Source organism: Actinoplanes flavus (assembly GCF_017592555.1).
GTDB classification, from domain to species: domain Bacteria; phylum Actinomycetota; class Actinomycetes; order Mycobacteriales; family Micromonosporaceae; genus Actinoplanes; species Actinoplanes flavus.
The window spans coordinates 184,385-200,002 of record NZ_JAGFNS010000019.1 but is presented as its reverse complement, the minus strand read 5'-3'; the positions used below and the strand labels follow the sequence as shown (position 1 = coordinate 200,002).

The 15,618-nt window shown below is 70.9% G+C and carries 14 protein-coding genes and 2 pseudogenes; 15 read left to right on the top strand and 1 reads right to left on the bottom strand.

Annotated features, from left to right (window positions below; all coding sequences use genetic code 11):
- Positions 1-102, top strand: a pseudogene (locus J5X75_RS44685) (IS982 family transposase); the annotation flags it as partial.
- A gap of 21 nt (positions 103-123) precedes the next feature.
- Here J5X75_RS44685 and J5X75_RS27600 read toward each other — a convergent pair.
- Positions 124-822: a hypothetical protein gene (locus J5X75_RS27600; protein ID WP_208470414.1), complete on the bottom strand. Its 699-nt coding sequence runs from the start codon at positions 820-822 to the stop codon at positions 124-126.
- A 53-nt stretch (positions 823-875) separates the two neighbouring features.
- On the opposite strand from J5X75_RS27600, the gene J5X75_RS27595 reads away from it, so the two are divergent.
- From J5X75_RS27595 to J5X75_RS27525, 14 genes and pseudogenes are all read left to right on the top strand, one after another.
- A complete protein-coding gene (locus J5X75_RS27595) occupies positions 876-1,346 on the top strand; it encodes a MaoC family dehydratase (protein ID WP_208470413.1) in 471 nt (156 codons plus the stop codon).
- The gene (locus J5X75_RS27590; protein ID WP_208470412.1) at positions 1,347-2,495 is read left to right on the top strand and encodes an LLM class flavin-dependent oxidoreductase; all 1,149 of its coding nucleotides are present in this window, start codon (positions 1,347-1,349) and stop codon (positions 2,493-2,495) included. It abuts the gene before it with no gap.
- On the top strand, positions 2,492-4,120 hold the full coding sequence (locus J5X75_RS44680; RefSeq protein WP_238489455.1) for a CaiB/BaiF CoA transferase family protein: 1,629 nt from the start codon (positions 2,492-2,494) through the stop codon (positions 4,118-4,120). The genes J5X75_RS27590 and J5X75_RS44680 overlap by 4 nt, the downstream gene beginning before the upstream one ends.
- On the top strand, positions 4,117-5,841 hold the full coding sequence (locus J5X75_RS27575) for an MmgE/PrpD family protein (protein WP_307798289.1): 1,725 nt from the start codon (positions 4,117-4,119) through the stop codon (positions 5,839-5,841). The genes J5X75_RS44680 and J5X75_RS27575 overlap by 4 nt, the downstream gene beginning before the upstream one ends.
- A complete protein-coding gene (locus J5X75_RS46105) occupies positions 5,838-6,803 on the top strand; it encodes a RidA family protein (protein ID WP_208470411.1) in 966 nt (321 codons plus the stop codon). The genes J5X75_RS27575 and J5X75_RS46105 overlap by 4 nt, the downstream gene beginning before the upstream one ends.
- The gene (locus tag J5X75_RS27565) at positions 6,800-7,258 is read left to right on the top strand and encodes an FAS1-like dehydratase domain-containing protein (RefSeq protein WP_208470410.1); all 459 of its coding nucleotides are present in this window, start codon (positions 6,800-6,802) and stop codon (positions 7,256-7,258) included. The genes J5X75_RS46105 and J5X75_RS27565 overlap by 4 nt, the downstream gene beginning before the upstream one ends.
- Positions 7,245-7,619 (top strand): MaoC/PaaZ C-terminal domain-containing protein, encoded by a 375-nt coding sequence (locus tag J5X75_RS27560; protein WP_208470409.1) that lies wholly within the window; start codon positions 7,245-7,247, stop codon positions 7,617-7,619. The genes J5X75_RS27565 and J5X75_RS27560 overlap by 14 nt, the downstream gene beginning before the upstream one ends.
- Positions 7,616-8,731 carry a thiolase C-terminal domain-containing protein gene (locus J5X75_RS27555; RefSeq protein WP_208470408.1) on the top strand — a complete coding sequence of 372 codons (1,116 nt, stop codon included), beginning with the start codon at positions 7,616-7,618 and terminating at the stop codon, positions 8,729-8,731. The genes J5X75_RS27560 and J5X75_RS27555 overlap by 4 nt, the downstream gene beginning before the upstream one ends.
- Positions 8,728-9,132, top strand: a complete 405-nt coding sequence (locus J5X75_RS27550) for a Zn-ribbon domain-containing OB-fold protein (protein WP_208470428.1) — start codon at positions 8,728-8,730, stop codon at positions 9,130-9,132. The genes J5X75_RS27555 and J5X75_RS27550 overlap by 4 nt, the downstream gene beginning before the upstream one ends.
- Positions 9,122-10,285 carry an acyl-CoA dehydrogenase family protein gene (locus J5X75_RS27545; RefSeq protein WP_238489447.1) on the top strand — a complete coding sequence of 388 codons (1,164 nt, stop codon included), beginning with the start codon at positions 9,122-9,124 and terminating at the stop codon, positions 10,283-10,285. The genes J5X75_RS27550 and J5X75_RS27545 overlap by 11 nt, the downstream gene beginning before the upstream one ends.
- Positions 10,282-10,473: pseudogene (locus J5X75_RS45605) on the top strand (aldolase/citrate lyase family protein); the annotation flags it as partial. The gene J5X75_RS27545 and the pseudogene J5X75_RS45605, both read left to right, overlap by 4 nt.
- The gene (locus J5X75_RS46450) at positions 10,425-11,360 is read left to right on the top strand and encodes an HpcH/HpaI aldolase/citrate lyase family protein (RefSeq protein WP_208470406.1); all 936 of its coding nucleotides are present in this window, start codon (positions 10,425-10,427) and stop codon (positions 11,358-11,360) included. The pseudogene J5X75_RS45605 and the gene J5X75_RS46450, both read left to right, overlap by 49 nt.
- Positions 11,361-12,097: 737 nt before the next feature.
- Entirely contained in the window at positions 12,098-14,623 is a 2,526-nt protein-coding gene (locus J5X75_RS27530) for a M14 family zinc carboxypeptidase (RefSeq protein ID WP_208470405.1), read from the top strand.
- 97 nt (positions 14,624-14,720) lie between these two features.
- Complete coding sequence (locus tag J5X75_RS27525; protein ID WP_208470404.1) at positions 14,721-15,611, top strand: serine hydrolase domain-containing protein; 891 nt, start codon at positions 14,721-14,723, stop codon at positions 15,609-15,611.
- The last annotated feature ends 7 nt before the right edge of the window (positions 15,612-15,618 follow it).

The window sequence follows — 15,618 nt, the reverse complement described above, 5'->3', positions numbered from 1 at the left end:
GCCCGCATCGCCCAACGCCTGCTCGCCATGACCGCCGCGATCTGGCACAACCGAACCACCGGACAGCCCCTGACCAGGTCCTTAATCGCGTACGACCACTGACCTCAGTTAGGACTTACTCGTCTAGAGGGCCGCCAGCGGCTTGGCCACGCCGAGAAGGCCGGCCAGCAGGACCGAACCCCAGATCACCCAGACGTACGGGAGGCAGCCGTTGACACTCCTCGTGACGGTTGCCTCGTCGTCGTCCCCGGCCGTGCCCGCCATCACCGTGCCGAAGAACGCCGGGCCGAACGGCCTGAGCCGCCGCCGGATGCCCAGCCCCGCCGCGATCGCGAGGGCGTAGAGGATGACCTTGCCGCCCAGCCACTTCGGGTTCGTGGTGACCCCGAACGGCTCGGCGGCGACCAGGGTGAAGACGCCCATGCCGGCCATCCCGGTCACCACGGCGACCCGGATCGCCGCGTCGACCCGCTTCACGGTGGGGTGCTTCCCCGGCTCGTGGTGGTCGGTCCACATCAGCCACACCCAGACGAACGATCCGATCCAGACCGGTACGAGCAGCCACCACGGCAGCAACCGCACGCCCCACAGCTCGCCACCGTGCGCGTCCAGCGAGATCAGGGTCAGGCCGCTGGGCAGGAAGAGGATGAGGCAGATCTTCGGCCCGAGGTCCAGCCCCAGCATGATCTTCAAAGCGGTGAGCCGCGCGGCCGGGGTCAGCGAGGAGTCGATCACGTACCGGCTGGAGTAGAAGACTCCCAGGTCCCCGCCGAGCCAGAAGACCATGAGCACGATGTGCAGGTAGAGAAACGCTTCGAGCATGGCGTCGATGGAAACACCTTTCCACTGTGCGAAACAAGTGCTAGCTTCGCCGCATGCTCGGCCGCTATTACGAAGACTTCACCGTCGGCGACACGTACCGCCACCCGTTCGGCCGCACCATCTCCGAAGCCGACAACACGTGGTTCACCCTCCTGACGCTGAACACCAACCAGAGCCACTTCAACGCCGACTACGCAGCGCGTACGCCGTACCGGAAACTGCTGGTCAACTCCACCCTCACGGTCGCCATCGTGACCGGCCTGTCGGTGCCGGACGTCAGCCAGCACGCCTTCGCCAACCTCGGCTGGGAGCGGATCGACATGCCCCACCCGGTCTTCGTCGGCGACACCATCTACGCCACATCCACGGTCCTCGACCTGCGTGAATCCCGATCGCGGCCGTACGCGGGCATCGTCAAAGTCTTCACCACCGGCTTCAACCAGGACGGCGCCGACGTCATCACCTGGACCCGCACCATGCTCACCTACAAACGCGGCCACGGCCCCACGTCCGAGGCCACGTAGATGCGACTCGACGTGCAGCCCTGGGGCGAGACGATGGCCGAACTGGCCGGCGCCGCCCGGGCCGCCGAGAACGCCGGCGCCGGCGTCGTCTGGGCCCCCGAGCTGCACCGCAGCGCCTTCGTGACAGCCTCCGCACTCGCCGCCGCCACCGGCAGGCACGCGGGTGGTCACTCTCGCATCGGCATCGGTACGGGCATCGCGCTCGCCTTCGCCCGCAGCGCCATGCTGACCGCCCTCGCCGCCGCCGACCTCGACGAACTGTCCGAAGGCCGGTTCCGGCTCGGCCTCGGCACCGGCGTGGCCCGGCTCAACCAGGACTGGCACGGCGTCTCCTTCGACCGCCCGCTGCCCCGGCTGCGTGACACGGTCGCCATCGTCCGCGCGATCCTCGCCGGCGGCGACCCGATCGTCCACCAAGGACTCCGCTCGATCCGGGTGCGCGGCTGGCGGCGGCCCTATCCACCGGTCCGCCCGCACCTACCGATCTACCTCGCCGGGGTCGGGCCGGCCATGGTCGCGCTCGCCGGTGAGGTCGCCGACGGCTGGATCGCCCACGAGCTGTGCCCGCCCGCGGAGCTGCGTTCACACATCTGGCCGGCGCTGCGATCCGGCCTCGCCCGCTCGTCCGTCCCTGGTGTGGGCCCCTCTTCGGCGGGTGATCTCGTGTCGGGCTCTTCTTCCGCGGGTGGTCTGGTGTCGGGCTCCTCTTTCGCGGGTGGTCTTGTGTCGGGCTCTTCTTCCGGGGGTGGTCTTGTGCCGGGCTTCGACGTGGTCGCCGCCGCCTGCTGTTCGGTCGACAGCGACGCGGCCGCCGCCCGCCGCCGCGCCGCCAACGTGGTCGGCTTCTACGCCTCGGTCCGCTCCTACGCCGACATGTTCGGCGCCGCCGGATTCGCCGACGTCTGCGTGACCGCCTCCGGGGCCCTGCGCTCCGGCCGCCCCGCCGACACCCTCGGCGACCTGATCCCCGACGCGATGGTCGACGCCTTCACCATCGCCGGAACCCCCGCACACTGCGCCGCCCGGATCCTCGAATACGACGGCCTGGCCGACGCGATCAAACTCTCCCCGCCGTCCTACGGCCTGCCCGCCGACGAGGTACGGCACGCCCAGAACCGCCTGCTGGAACTCGTCGGGAGCATGTGTTGAGGCCACTCGAGGACATCCGCATCGTCGCCGTCGAACAGTACGGCGCCGGCCCGTTCGGCTCGGTCCACCTCGCCGACCTGGGCGCCGACGTCATCAAGATCGAAGAACCGGGGACCGGCGGCGATGTCGGCCGCTACGTGCCGCCCTACCAGCACGGCGAGGACTCGCTGTTCTTCGAGACGTTCAACCGCGGCAAACGCTCCCTCTCCCTCGACCTGGCGTCCCCCGCCGGCCGCGAGGTCTTCGAAGACCTGGTACGCCACTCCGACGCCGTCTACTCCAACCTCCGCGGCGACGTGCCCGCGAAGATCGGCATCACCTACGACCAGCTCAGACACATCAACCCGAGCATCGTCTGCTGCTCGCTGACCGGCTTCGGCATGACCGGCCCGCGCGCCGCCCAGCCCGGCTACGACTACATCCTCCAGGGCCTGGCCGGCTGGATGGACCTGACCGGCGAACCGGGCGGCCCACCCACCAAGTCCGGCCTGTCCATCGTCGACTACTCCGGCGGTTACGTCGCCGCCATCGCCCTGCTCGCCGGAGTCCACGCGGCCCGCCGCGACGGCCACGGCATGGACTGCGACCTGAGCCTCTTCGATACCGCCGTCGGCATGCTCACCTACCCGGCGACCTGGCACCTGAACGCCGGCTTCGAACCCGCCCGGACCCGCCACTCCGCCCACCCGTCCCTGGTCCCGTTCCAGCTGTTCCCGTCGGCCGACGGCTGGGTCGTGGTGGGTTGCGCCAAAGAGAAGTTCTGGCACCGCTTGGTCGCCGTCCTCGAAACCCTCCCACCCTCAAACGCTCTCGCTTCGAACGCTTTCGCTTCGAACGCCGCCATTCAGGGTGCGCCTGGTTCGAGTGTCGCTGCTCAGGGTGGGGCTGGTTCGAGTGTTGCTGCTCAGGGTGGGGCTGGTCTGAGTGTTGCTGCTCAGGGTGGGGCTGGTTCGAGTGTTGCTGCTCAGGGTGGGGCTGGTCTGAGTGTTGCTGCTCAGGGTGGGGCTGGTCTGAGTGTTGCTGCTCAGGGTGGGGCCGGTCTTAATGCCCCCAGCCAGGGCGCGGCTGGTTCGAGTGTCGCTGCTCAGGGTGGGGCTGGTCTGAGTGCCGCCGCTCAGGGTGGGGCTGGTCTGAACGCCGCCGCTCAGGGCGCGGCTGGTCCGAGTGCCGCCGCTCGGGGCGCGGTCGGTCCGGGCGCCGCCGCTGGCGGCGAGGGTGGGACGGCGCTGAGCGATCCTCGGTTCGCCACTTTCGCGGATCGGCGCATGCACGCTGAGGTGCTGCTCCCGCTGCTGGAGAACATCTTCGCGACCCGGACGACCGCCGAGTGGCTGGCCCTGCTTGAACCGGCCGGCATTCCGTGCGGTCCGGTCAATGATGTGGCAGCTGCGCTGCGTGACCCGCACACGCTCGCGCGCGGGCTCGTCGTGGAGACCGAGCATCCGCATTACGGCACCGTGCGCCAGGTCGCGTCACCGGTCCGGGTGGGCGACGCGCCGCCGGCCTACCGCCGCGCTCCGCGCCGGGGAGAAGACCTGGGGTACGTCGCCGAACTCCTCGGCTACTCCGACACCCGCCTGACCGAACTACGGTCCTCCGGCGCTTTCGGCAAGGACCCCGAGTGACCAGCGCCCGCGATCCCGACCTGTCCACCGTCAACCCGCATCGTGTCGACGCCCCTCCCATCGACGGCGCACGCGTTGATGCCGCCCGCGTTGATGGGTCTCGCATAGACGGCGCGTGTGTTGATGCCGTTCGTGTTGATGAGTCTCGCGTCGATGGCGCACGCGTTGAGGGGTCTCGCATTGACGGCGCGTGTGTTGGTGCCGTTCGTGTTGATGAGTCTCGCGTCGATGGCGCACGCGTTGACGGGTCTCGCGTTGATGGGTCTCGCGTTGATGGCGCGTGTGTTGATGCTGTTCGTGTCGACACCCCACCCATTGACGGCGTGTGTGTTGATGCTGTTCGTGTTGATGGGCCTCGCATTGATGGCGTCGATGTTGAGTTGGTCAATGTGGACGCCGTCGATGTGGAGGTGGCTGATGGTGATTCGGGTGGAGTTGATTGCTGTGGGGGTGAGCCGGCGGCGGTCGTACTGGCTCGATGGGTTGCCGGGCTCGACTTCACCTTGCTGCCGAACACGGTTGTCGAGGCGGCCCGGGAGCATCTGATCGACGCTGTCGGCTGTGCGGTCGCCGGCATCGGACGCGGCGCCGCCGAACCCGCGCTCACCGTCGCGCGCGGGCTCGGCGGCCCGCCCGAGGCACGGCTGTTCAGCGGGGCGCGGGTCGGCGCGGTGGCGGCCGCGTTCGGGAACGCCGTCGCCGTACACGCGCTCGATTTCGACGACACCCACGCCGGCGGATTGGTGCACGCGAGCGCGGTGACCGTACCGGTGGCTCTTGCCGTGGGAGAACAGACCGGGGCGCGCGGCAGTGAGATGATCACCGCGCTGGTCGCGGGCCTCGAAGTCGTCTGCCGTCTCGGCGCGTCGGCGCCGCACGGATTCCACGCGCGCGGGCTGCACGCGACCTCGATGTGCGGGGTCGTCGGCGCGGCCGTCACCGCCGGAAAGCTGATCGGCCTGGACGAGACGCGGCTGGCACACGCGATCGGGATCGCGGCGAGCGGGGCCAGCGGGCTGCTGGAGTTCCTGCACAGCCCGGCCAGCACCAAGCAGCTGCACCCGGGCACCGCCGCCGCGAACGGCATCCTCGCCGCCCGCCTCGCCGCCGCCGGCGCGACCGGTCCGGCCGGGGCGCTCGACGGCGAGTACGGCCTCTTCCGGACCATGACCACCCGCGAGCCCGACCGCGACCTGCTGCTGGGCGAACTCGGTGAACGGTGGGAGACGACCCGGATCGGGATCAAGCCGTACCCGGCCTGCCAGCTCACGCATGCCTCGATCGACGCGGCCGGCGAGTTCACCGGCAGCACACCGTCGGCGCTGATCGTGACATTGCACCCGGACGCCGTACCGATCGTCGGTGGTCTGGAGAAACGGCGGCCGCGCAGCGCCTACCAGGCCAGGTTCAGCGTCTACTGGTGTGTCGCCGCGATGGTCGTCGACGGCCGGGTGGACCTGGACACGTTCGAGGACCTGGACCGGCCGGAGATCCTGGATCTGGCCGCCCGGACCACCGTGCGGGCCGGCGCCGCCGACGTGGTCGCCGCGGACGCACCCGGCATCGTCGAGGGCGACGGCCGGACCGCCCGGGTGGAGCGGCCCACCGGCGGGAGAGCGCGCACCAAGGCCGCCGCGAACCTCGGACCCGGCGCGGAGGCGGTCTTCGCGGCCGTCGACCCGGTGTCTCTGCTGGATGCGATCGAAGGGTGCCTTTCGTGACCGTGTATCGGCCGGCCGTGCCCGGCTACGACCAGCTCGACGTGCCGATCGGAGACGTGGTCCACGTGACCGAATACGTCACGGCCGCCGCCCTGGCCGACCCGGCGGCCCTCGACGCCGGGAGGAAGGCGGTGTTCGGGGAGCATCGCGCGCCGGTGTCGCGGGTGCCGGTCGAGCAGATCGTCGGCTCCGGCGCGCCCTACGCCGTCGCGGTCATCACCCACCCGGGCGGCGGAACGCTGCACATCGACGGCGACGACGTGATCCGGGTGGCGGACGGTGTCACCTACCTGCCGAGCGTGCACACCACCGCGGGCGACTTCCGTGACCAGTACCGCTGGTGCCTGGAACGGATCGCCGCGCTGCTGGCGGTGGCCGGATCGGGCACCGGCGCGCTGGTCCGGACAGTCGACTACACGGCGACCGCGACCCGCGCCGACTATCCCCGGTGTGGACGGCCACGCCGGGAGATCCTCGGCGTCGGGCCGGTGCATCCGGGCGCCGCCGGCATCCTGGTCGACGTCCCGGTGGCGCCGGGCGCCCAGGTGTCGCTGGACGCGCTCGCCGCGTCCGGGCGGCTCGAGGCGCTCAATCCCGGCTGGGCCCGCTACGACACGCTCACCTACAAACCGGCCGTACGGGCGGCGAACCGCGTCTACCTGGCCGGGTTCGGCGCGCTGGACCCGGTCAGCCAGCAGGCGATCCACGCCGGGGATCTGGTCGCCCAGGCCGGGTACGTCTACCAGAGCATCCAGACCGTCCTGGCCGAAACCGGCGCCACCGGCGAGAACGTCGTCCACCTGGTGGAATACCTGACCCCGGACGCGGTCGCCGACTATCCGCGCACGGCCGTCCTGCGGGAGACGCGTTTCCCGAACGCGGTCGTCACCGCGGTGGTCTGCTCGGCCCTGCTGCGCCCGGAGTTCCTCCTGGAGACGGTGCCGACGGCGGTGCTGTCGTGACGCTGCTGACCGCGGAGCTGGCCGCGCGGATCGGAGAGGAACGGGTCTACACCGCGCCGGAACCGCTGGGCCGGGCCGCGATCCGCTACTTCGCGCTGGCCACCGGCGACACCGACCCGGCGCACCTGGCCGGCGACGTGGCCCCGCCGACGCTGATCTGCGAGACCAACCAGTACGCCAACCTGCCCCGGGACGCCGACGGCTACGCCGGGCACGGGTGGCATCTGGACGTACCGGGCACCCGGCTGATCCGTGGTGGAAACGCCTATCGTTTCGAACGCCCGGTCGGCCCGGACGACGTGATCACCGCCCGCTGGAAGCTGGCCGACATGACCGAGCGGGTCACCGGGAGTGGCAAGACGATGCTGGTCGTCACCTCGATCGCCACCTACACCGACCAGGCCGGCCGCCTCCTGGCCGTCAACGAGGAGACGCTGATCTATGTCGCTCGTTAGGGAACAGCGGATTGAACTGCCCGACATGATCGCGTACGCCGGCGCGACCTGGGACTGGCACAAACTCCACTACGACGCCGACTACCTGCGCGAACGCGGCCTCGGCAAGCCGGTCGTCGACGGCCAGGTGTTCGGCGCGTACCTCGCCGTCGCCCTGCGCGAGTGGTTCGGCCCGGACGCGGTCGTCACCGCCCTGTCGTTCCGCTTCAAGAGCCTGGTCTTCGCCGGCGAGACGATCCGCTGCGTCGGCACGGCCGTCCGCCAGGAGGCCGGCACGGTCGAGGTCGACCTGCGCGTCGAAGTCGTCGAGGATGGCCGGATCGCGGTGGCCCCCGCCGCGGCGACACTGACCCTGCCATGACCGGCGTCGCCATCGCCGGCGCCGCCGAATGCGACCTCGGCGCCACCGGGAAGACGATCCTGGAGTTGCAGACCCAGGCGGTCACCCGGGCGCTCGACGACGCCGGGCTGACGCTGTCCCAGGTGGACGGCATCGCCACCAACGGCATCTCCCGCTTCTCGGCCACCCAGCTCGCCGACTGGCTGGGCGTGCGGCCGGCGTGGTGCGACTCGACGTTCGCCGGGGGCGCGGTCTTCGAGATGTACGTGGCCCGCGCCGCCCAGGCCATCGCCGCCGGCCAGTGTTCGACGGTCGTCATCTCTTTCGCCAGCAACCAGCGCTCCGCCCGCAGCCGTTCACTGACCGCGGTCCACGAGGACGGCACGCCGGAGGCCGCATGGGAGGCGCCCTACCGTCCGCTCTACCCGATCTCCTACTACGCCATGGTCGCCCAGCGCTACCTGCACGTTCACGGCCTGACCCGCGCGGACCTCGCGTCGGTCGCCGTCGCCGCGCGGGCGCGGGCTCAGATCAACCCCCAGGCATGGACGTACGGGAGAGGCCCGCTCACCGTCGACGACGTCCTGGCCGCGCCGCAGATCTCCAGCCCGCTCGGCACGCTGGACTGCTGCCTGGTCACCGACGGCGGTGGCGCGATCGTCCTGACCTCCCTGGAACGCGCCAGGGACCTGCCGAGACGGCCGGTCGAGGTGCTCGGCTACGGGGAGGCGCTGACCCACACCGGCATGGCGAGCGAACCGGACCTGCTGCGGACCGGGGCCATCGACTCCGGCCGGCGCGCCTTCGCCCGGGCCGGGCTGACCCCGGCCGACATCGACGTGGTGCAGCTCTACGACGCGTTCACCGTCTCGGTGCCGCTCGGCCTGGAAGCGCTCGGTTTCGCCGCGCCCGGCGAAGGGCTCGCCGTCACCACACCGCACAACACCACCGGTGGTGGGCTGGCCTACTGCCATCCCGGCCAGTTCGGGGTGCTGCTGCTGGTCGAGGCGGTGCGGCAGCTGCGCGGCGAATGCGGCGACCGGCAGGTGGCGGGCGCGTCGACGGCCCTCGCGCACGGCACCGGCGGCATCTTCTCCAGCCACGCCACCGTGATCCTGGGGGTGGACCGGTGAGGATCCAGCACTGTACGAGCTGCAGGTCCTACCAGCACTATCCGCGCCCGATCTGTGTCACGTGCGGCGACGGCCGGCCGGACGAGGTGGAGGCGGCCGGCACCGGGACCGTGGACAGCTTCACCGTCGTCCACCGCGCCGGGGAGCCCTTCGTGCTCGCGCGGGTCCGTCTCACCGAGGGCCCGATCGTGCTCACCCACCTCACCGGTGTCGCCGACCCCCGCTGCGACCAGCCCGTCCGCCTCGTCGAGGGCTCCGACCCCCCGGTCTTCACCGGGAGCGACGTCATCGGGAGCGACGTCACCGGGGATGACGTCATCGGGAGTGACGTCATCGGGAGTGCTTTCACCGAGAGTGACTTCACCGGGAGTGCTTTCACAGGGAGTGACGATGGACTTTGACCTGAACGACGAGCAGCGGATGTTCCGCGACGTGCTCCGGAACTTCGTGGACCGCGAGATCCGGCCGGTCGCGCAGGAGTGGGAGGCGTCCGGCCGATACCCCACCGAGATCGTCGAAACCATGCGTGAACTGGGCCTTTTCGGTCTCACGGTGCCCGAGGAGTACGGCGGGCTGGGCGTCGACATGGTCAGTTTCGCGCTCACCTTCGAGGAGATCGCCAAGGGCTGGATGGGCATCGCCGGCATCCTCGGCAGCCACTCGCTGTCCTGCTGGCTGATCGCCCGGCACGGTACCGATGACCAGAAGTCGAGATATCTGCCTGATCTGGCCAGCGGCAAGCGGCGTACCGGAATCGCTCTGACCGAACCGGACGCCGGAACCGACCTGCAGGGCATCGCCACCGTGGCCGTCCGCGACGGCGACCACTACGTGATCAACGGCCGCAAGACCTGGATCACCAACGCCCGGTACGCCGACCCGCTGCCCGTCCTCTGCAAGACCGACCCGGCCGCGACCCCCGCGCACAAGGGCATGTCGGTGATCCTCGTCGAGGCCGGCACCCCCGGCTTCACCGTCGAACGTGACCTGCCGAAACTCGGCTACAAGGGCACCGAGTCGTGCGAGGTCCTGCTGGAGGACGTCCGCGTCCCGGCGGCCCAGCTGCTCGGCGGCGTCGAGGGCCGCGGCATGCAGCAGGTGCTCTCCGGCCTGGAGACCGGCCGGATCAACGTGGCCGCCCGCGCCCTCGGCATCGCCCAGGCCGCCTACGACGAGGCCCTCGCATACGCCGGACAGCGCAAGGCGTTCGGAAAACCGATCGGCGATTTCCAGGCGGTCCAGCTGAAAATCGCCGAGATGGCCGCCCAGGTGCAGGCCGCCCGGCTGCTCGTCTACTGGGCCGCGTCCCGTTCCGACGGGGGCCACCGCGTCGACATGGAGGCCGGCATGGCCAAGGCCTTCGCGTCCGAGGCCGCCGTGTTCTGTGCACTCAACTCGATGCAGGTGCACGGCGGTTACGGATACTCCAAGGAGTTCGTGGTGGAGCGCCTCTACCGGGACGCCCCGCTCATGATGATCGGCGAGGGCACCAACGACATCCAGCGCGTGGTCATCGCCCGCGCGCTGCTGTCCGGGGCGGCGACGATCGGATGAGATCCTTCCTGTACGTCCCCGGCAACCAGCCGACGATGCTGGCCTCCGCCCTGACCCGGGGCGCCGACGCGCTCATCGCCGACCTGGAGGACGCGGTCCCGCCTGGCGAGAAGCAGGCGGCCCGCCGCACGGTCGCCACATGGCTGCGGTCGCTGCCGGCCGACGCGCCGGTCTGGGTGCGAATCAACTCCGGCCCAGACGGCCTCGACGACGCCCGTGCCGTCATCGCGCCGAACAACTTCGGGCCGGACGGGCTCGACGATGCGCGTGCGGTCATCGGGCCGAGCAACTTTGGTCCGGACGGGCTCGACGATGCGCGTGCGGTCATCGGGCCGAGCAACTTTGGTCCGGCGGGCTCGACGATGCGCGTGCGGTCATCGGGCCGAGCAACTTTGGTCCGGACGGGCTCGACGACGCGCGTGCGGTCCTCGCGCCGAACAACTTTGGTCCGGACGGTCTCGACGACGCGCGTGCGGTCATCGCGCCCGCACTGCGCGGCCTGGTCGTGGCGAAGGCTTCCCTGGACCGGCTCACCGACCTGGCTCGGTTGCTGGACGAGCACGATCCGGCGGGTGTGGTCGGCCTCGTACCCCTTTTGGAGACCCCGCAGGCGATCCTCGCGGCAGCGGCCATCGCGTCGGCGCCTCGCGTCACCCGGTTGCAGATCGGCGAGGCCGATCTCAGCGCCGAGCTGGGCATAACCCCCGGAGACCAAGATCAAGAGCTCCTTTTCGTACGATCAAGCGTCGTCCTCGCCTCTGCGGCCGCCGGAATCGAGCCACCCGCAGCCGCGGTCACCACCGACTTCCGTGACCTGGAGGCGCTGCGCCGTTCGACGCAGGCCCTGAAACGTCTCGGCTTCCGCGGCCGCGCCTGCATCCACCCGGCCCAGATCCCGGTGGTCCACGACGCGTTCACCCCGAGCAGCGAGGAGATCGCCACCGCCCGCGACCTGATCACCCGCTTCGAGGCCGCCGGCGGCGGAGTCTGTCTGGACGCCCGCGGCCGCATGGTCGACCTGGCCGTAATCCGGGACGCCCGCCGAACTCTCGCCCTGGCGCCCCACAGCCAGTAACGCCCCTGCCACCCAGCCCTCTCCACCGCGTTCCCGTTCCCGCTCGTCCCCGTCCCCGTTCCGGTGCGGGTGCCCGCGCCGTTCCCGTTTCCTCCGGTTCCCGTTTCCTCCGGTTCCTGGTTCGGTTCCTGGTTCGGTTCCTGGTTCCGGTTCCGTTTCCCGTGCCGGTCCCCGCGGTCCGGTAGCACACTGAGCGTCCCGCACCCACCAGGCCACGCGATCTTGGCCGCTTTCTCACCGTCCGCGGTGGTCTGTCGTCCAAGATCTGTGAGGCCGCGAGGCCGCGAGGCCGCGAGGCCGCGAGGCCGCAAGACTGCGAGGCCGCAAGACTGCGAGGCCGCGAGGCTGCGAGGCCGCGAGGCTGCGAGGCCGCAAGGTGACGGGGCTGTGGGCGGCGGGGAGGCGGGGAGGTGGGTGGCGCGCTTGGCGCGGTGCGGGCCGGCGTGTCGAGGGCTTGGCGATCTTGGGCGTCCTGCCACCGAGAGCGGTGGCGAAACGTCCAAGATCGATGTGCTGGCGCGCCGTCGTGAGCCTGACCGGGGGAGCGGAACAGCGGGGGTGAGCGTCGACCTCCGAGGGCGCGAACCGGACGATGACATGAACGCCTGTCGATGGGGATGGGCGTCGAATAGCAGGTGCGGGGGATGACCCTAACGGTATGGTGAATCTGCCTGATAGATCATTGCGCATGCCTCAGCGCTCCGGAGAGGGTCGGGGAATCCCAACGGAGGTGCTTTGTGGACTTGTCACGAACCCTGACCGGATTCGGTGCCGCGTTGCTCGCCACCGCCCTGCTCGCCAACCCGGCGACGGGCGCACCAGGCGACACCCCGTCGACCCGCGACTTCGGCAACGGGCCGGAACGCAACGAGATCGCCGCCGTCGACGCGGCCGCCGCACTCTCGGCTCGGACGCTGCTCGCGGAGGAGCCCGCGTCCGCGTGGAGCCTGAAGAGCCGCAACGGCTACCCACGGCAGAACACGCTGCCGGTGTGGCCGGACAATCCCGAGGACCGGTCGATCAAGCTGGGCCTCATCCCGTACCACGACATAGCCCCGAAGCTGAACGCCCTGCAGCGGGCCTCGGACCGGGTGTCCGCGGAGATCGTCGGGAAGTCGGCCGGAGGCCGCGACCTCTATCTGGTGACGGTGACCGCCCCGGAGCGGGCGGGCGAGACGGCCCGGCAGGACCGCTGGCGTGAGCTGATCGAGGAGAATCCGGCCGCCGCAAAGCGGGATCGCGCTCTCCGGGCCGGTTACAAGACGCCGGTCTGGATCAACGCGAACATCCACGGCAACGAGTGGGAGGGCACCGACGGCGCGCTGCGCGTCATCGAGCGCCTGGCCACCGCCACCGACGCCGCGACGAAGGGCTTCCTCGAGCGCAGCCGGGTGTACGTGACCGTCACCAACAACCCGGACGGCCGCATCGCCGGGACCAGGGCGAACAGCGCCGGCTTCGACATCAACCGGGACCACGCGACCGGTTCGCAGCCGGAGTCCCGGGCGGTACGCGACGTGGTCATCGGCACGCAGCCGTTCGTCATGCTGGACGAGCACGGCTACACCGGCACCACGCTGATCGAGCCGGCCACCCCGCCGCACGGGCAGAACTACGAGTACGACCTCTACATCAAGCACGCGCTGCCCAACGCGCTCGGCATGGAAAGCGCGATCCAGCGGCTCGGCTACCCGGAAACGGCCGCCGCCGACATCCCGTTCCGGGACTACGTTCCCGGTGACTGGGACGACTGGCCGCCGATCTTCACCCCGATGTACGCGATCTACCACGGCGCGATCGGCCACACCGTCGAGATCCCGCTGCGGGTCAACAACGCCGACTACACCAACCTGCCGGTCGAGGAGCTGCGGCGCCGCGCCCGGATCAACACCGACGTGGCGGCCGCGACCATCGAGGCGGCGCTCAGCTACGCCGACACCAACCGGGTCACCCTGCTCGCCGACCAGATCGAGCAGTTCCGCCGCGGCTGGGCGGGAGAGGCGTCACCGCGGATCCCGGACGGTTTCGTGCCCGGCTTCGGCCCCGAGGACCGGTACTCGACGACGTTCCCGCGCGCCTATCTCATCCCGGCGGGCACGCCCGCGGCCGCCCGGCTCGTCGACCATCTGATCGCCAACGACGTCCGGGTCGTCCGCGCCCGCCACGACTTCACCGTGAACGGGAATCGTTACCGGGACGGCACCTACATCGTCGACATGCACCAGCCGAAGCGCGGCCTCGCGAACGTGCTCCTCGAAGCCGGCCGCGACATCTCCGACCTGGTGCCGCAGATGTACGACATCTCCGGCTGGAGCCACGGCCTGCTCTGGGGCGCAGGCGTCGACGCCAGCCTCCGCACCCTGCCGCGCGTCCACACGTCACCGGTCACCAGAGCCGCGCCCACCGGCTCGGTCGACGCGCCGCGCGGGCGTGACCTCAGCCTGTCGCTGCGCGACGGCAACGATGTGCGCGCGGTCAACGAGCTGCTCACGCGGGGGATCAAACTGCGGCGTACGGACGCGGGCGCCGTCGTGGTCCCGGCCGACGCGCGATCCGAGGCCACCGCGCTCGCCAAGACCTTGGGCGTACGATTCAGCGCCGCCCCTCGCGGCGTCAAGGGTGAGGTGTTCGACCAGCCGGTGATCGCCGCCGCCGTCTCCGCGGACGAACTGTTCGCCCTCAAGGAGATGGGCTTCCCGGTCCAGACCGTGTCGACGGCGGTGTTGAACGCCGGTTTCGACCTGTCCACTGTTGACACGTTGATCGTCTCGTCCGGTCTGTCGTACACCGCCTTGAACGCCACGGCCCGCGCCGCCGTCGACGCCTTCCTGGCCCGTGGCGGCGGCGTGCTCACCCGGGGCGCCACCGGAGCCGCCTTCAACGCCGCCGCGAAGGTGCTGCCGGCGACCGCGGTGGCCGGCCGCGGCGACGCCAACGGCGTGGTCACCGTGACGAACGAGGGCCCGATCGTGGGCGCCGGCTCCCCGCCGCACGCGTTCGTCTACTCGCCGCTCTGGTTCACCGGCACCGGCTTCACCGTGGAGCAGCGCTACGGCGCGGACCCGCTGGTCGCCGGCCACTGGCTGCCCGCCGGCACCGGAACCAACGGCCCGGCCCAGGCCGCCGGTCAGGCCGCCGTCGTCTCCGGCGTCACGCCCGGCGGCGGCAACGCGGTCCTGTTCGGCACCGAGCCGCTGTTCCGGGCCCACCCGAAGGGCCTGTACGCCGGCTACGCCCGGGCCCTGTTCTGGACCGCGGGCTAGGAGCTCCCGCCGAACGGCGCGATCGTTGACGTTTCGCCACCGTCTTCGGTGGTGAAACGTCCACGACCGTCGGCGGGCTCTGCCGTAGCCTGCGGGGATGCTGGAGGACTTCGTCCGGGCGGATCGGGAGCGGGGCCTCGGCGCCTACGGGATCCATGTGCACGTCGACGGGCGGCCGCCGGTGGAGCATCGCTTCCGGCCGGATGAGCGGGTCAATCTGTACTCGGTGGCGAAGACGTTCACGGCCGTCGCGCTCGGGATGGCCGAGGCCGAGGGGCGGCTCGGGCTGGACGACCGGCTGCTGGACCACCTGCCGGAGCTGCGCGGGCTCGCGGCGGACGGGTTCGAGGCGGTCACGCTGCGGCACCTGACGACGATGACCAGCGGGACCGGGCATCAGTGGTTCGCCCACCAGCGGATCGACGCCCACGACCTGCTGACCGAGATCGCCGCCGCGACGATGGAGGCGGCCCCGGGGACGCGGTTCCGGTACACCGGCTCGGGCCCGTACGCGATCGGCCGGGTCATCGCCCGGGTGTCCGGCGCCGACCTGCGGGAGTTCCTGCTGCCGCGCCTGTTCCGGCCGCTCGGCCTGCACGATCCGGTCTGGCGCGCCTGCCCGCTGGGATTCCCGTTCGGCGAGAGCGAGCTCTACCTCACCACCGCGGAGCTGGCCCGGTTCGCCCGGCTGCTGCTCGACGACGGCGAGTGGGCGGGCCGCCGGATCCTGCCCGAGGGCTGGGTGCGGCGGATGACCGGGGAGCGCGTCGACACCGGCGGGATCGGGTTCGGACCCGCCTACGAGCACGGGTACGGGCTGGGCGTCTGGCTGGCGCACGACGGCGCCTACCGGATGGACGGCGCCTACGGCCAGTACGCGATCGTCGACCCGCGGCGGCGGGCGGCGGTCACCGTGACCGCCCATTCCGAACGGGACGGCGATCTGCTGGCCGCGGTGCACGATCTGGTGTTCTCCCGGCTCGGCTGATCAGTTT

Excerpts from the sequence above, each read along its gene's own strand:
- J5X75_RS27600 (WP_208470414.1), bottom strand. The coding sequence starts at position 822 with ATGCTCGAAGCGTTTCTCTACCTGCACATCGTGCTCATGGTCTTCTGG.
- J5X75_RS27595 (WP_208470413.1), top strand. The coding sequence starts at position 876 with ATGCTCGGCCGCTATTACGAAGACTTCACCGTCGGCGACACGTACCGC.
- J5X75_RS27590 (WP_208470412.1), top strand. The coding sequence starts at position 1,347 with ATGCGACTCGACGTGCAGCCCTGGGGCGAGACGATGGCCGAACTGGCC.
- J5X75_RS27560 (WP_208470409.1), top strand. The coding sequence starts at position 7,245 with ATGTCGCTCGTTAGGGAACAGCGGATTGAACTGCCCGACATGATCGCG.
- J5X75_RS27555 (WP_208470408.1), top strand. The coding sequence starts at position 7,616 with ATGACCGGCGTCGCCATCGCCGGCGCCGCCGAATGCGACCTCGGCGCC.
- J5X75_RS27545 (WP_238489447.1), top strand. The coding sequence starts at position 9,122 with ATGGACTTTGACCTGAACGACGAGCAGCGGATGTTCCGCGACGTGCTC.
- J5X75_RS46450 (WP_208470406.1), top strand. The coding sequence starts at position 10,425 with ATGGCTGCGGTCGCTGCCGGCCGACGCGCCGGTCTGGGTGCGAATCAA.
- J5X75_RS27525 (WP_208470404.1), top strand. The coding sequence starts at position 14,721 with ATGCTGGAGGACTTCGTCCGGGCGGATCGGGAGCGGGGCCTCGGCGCC.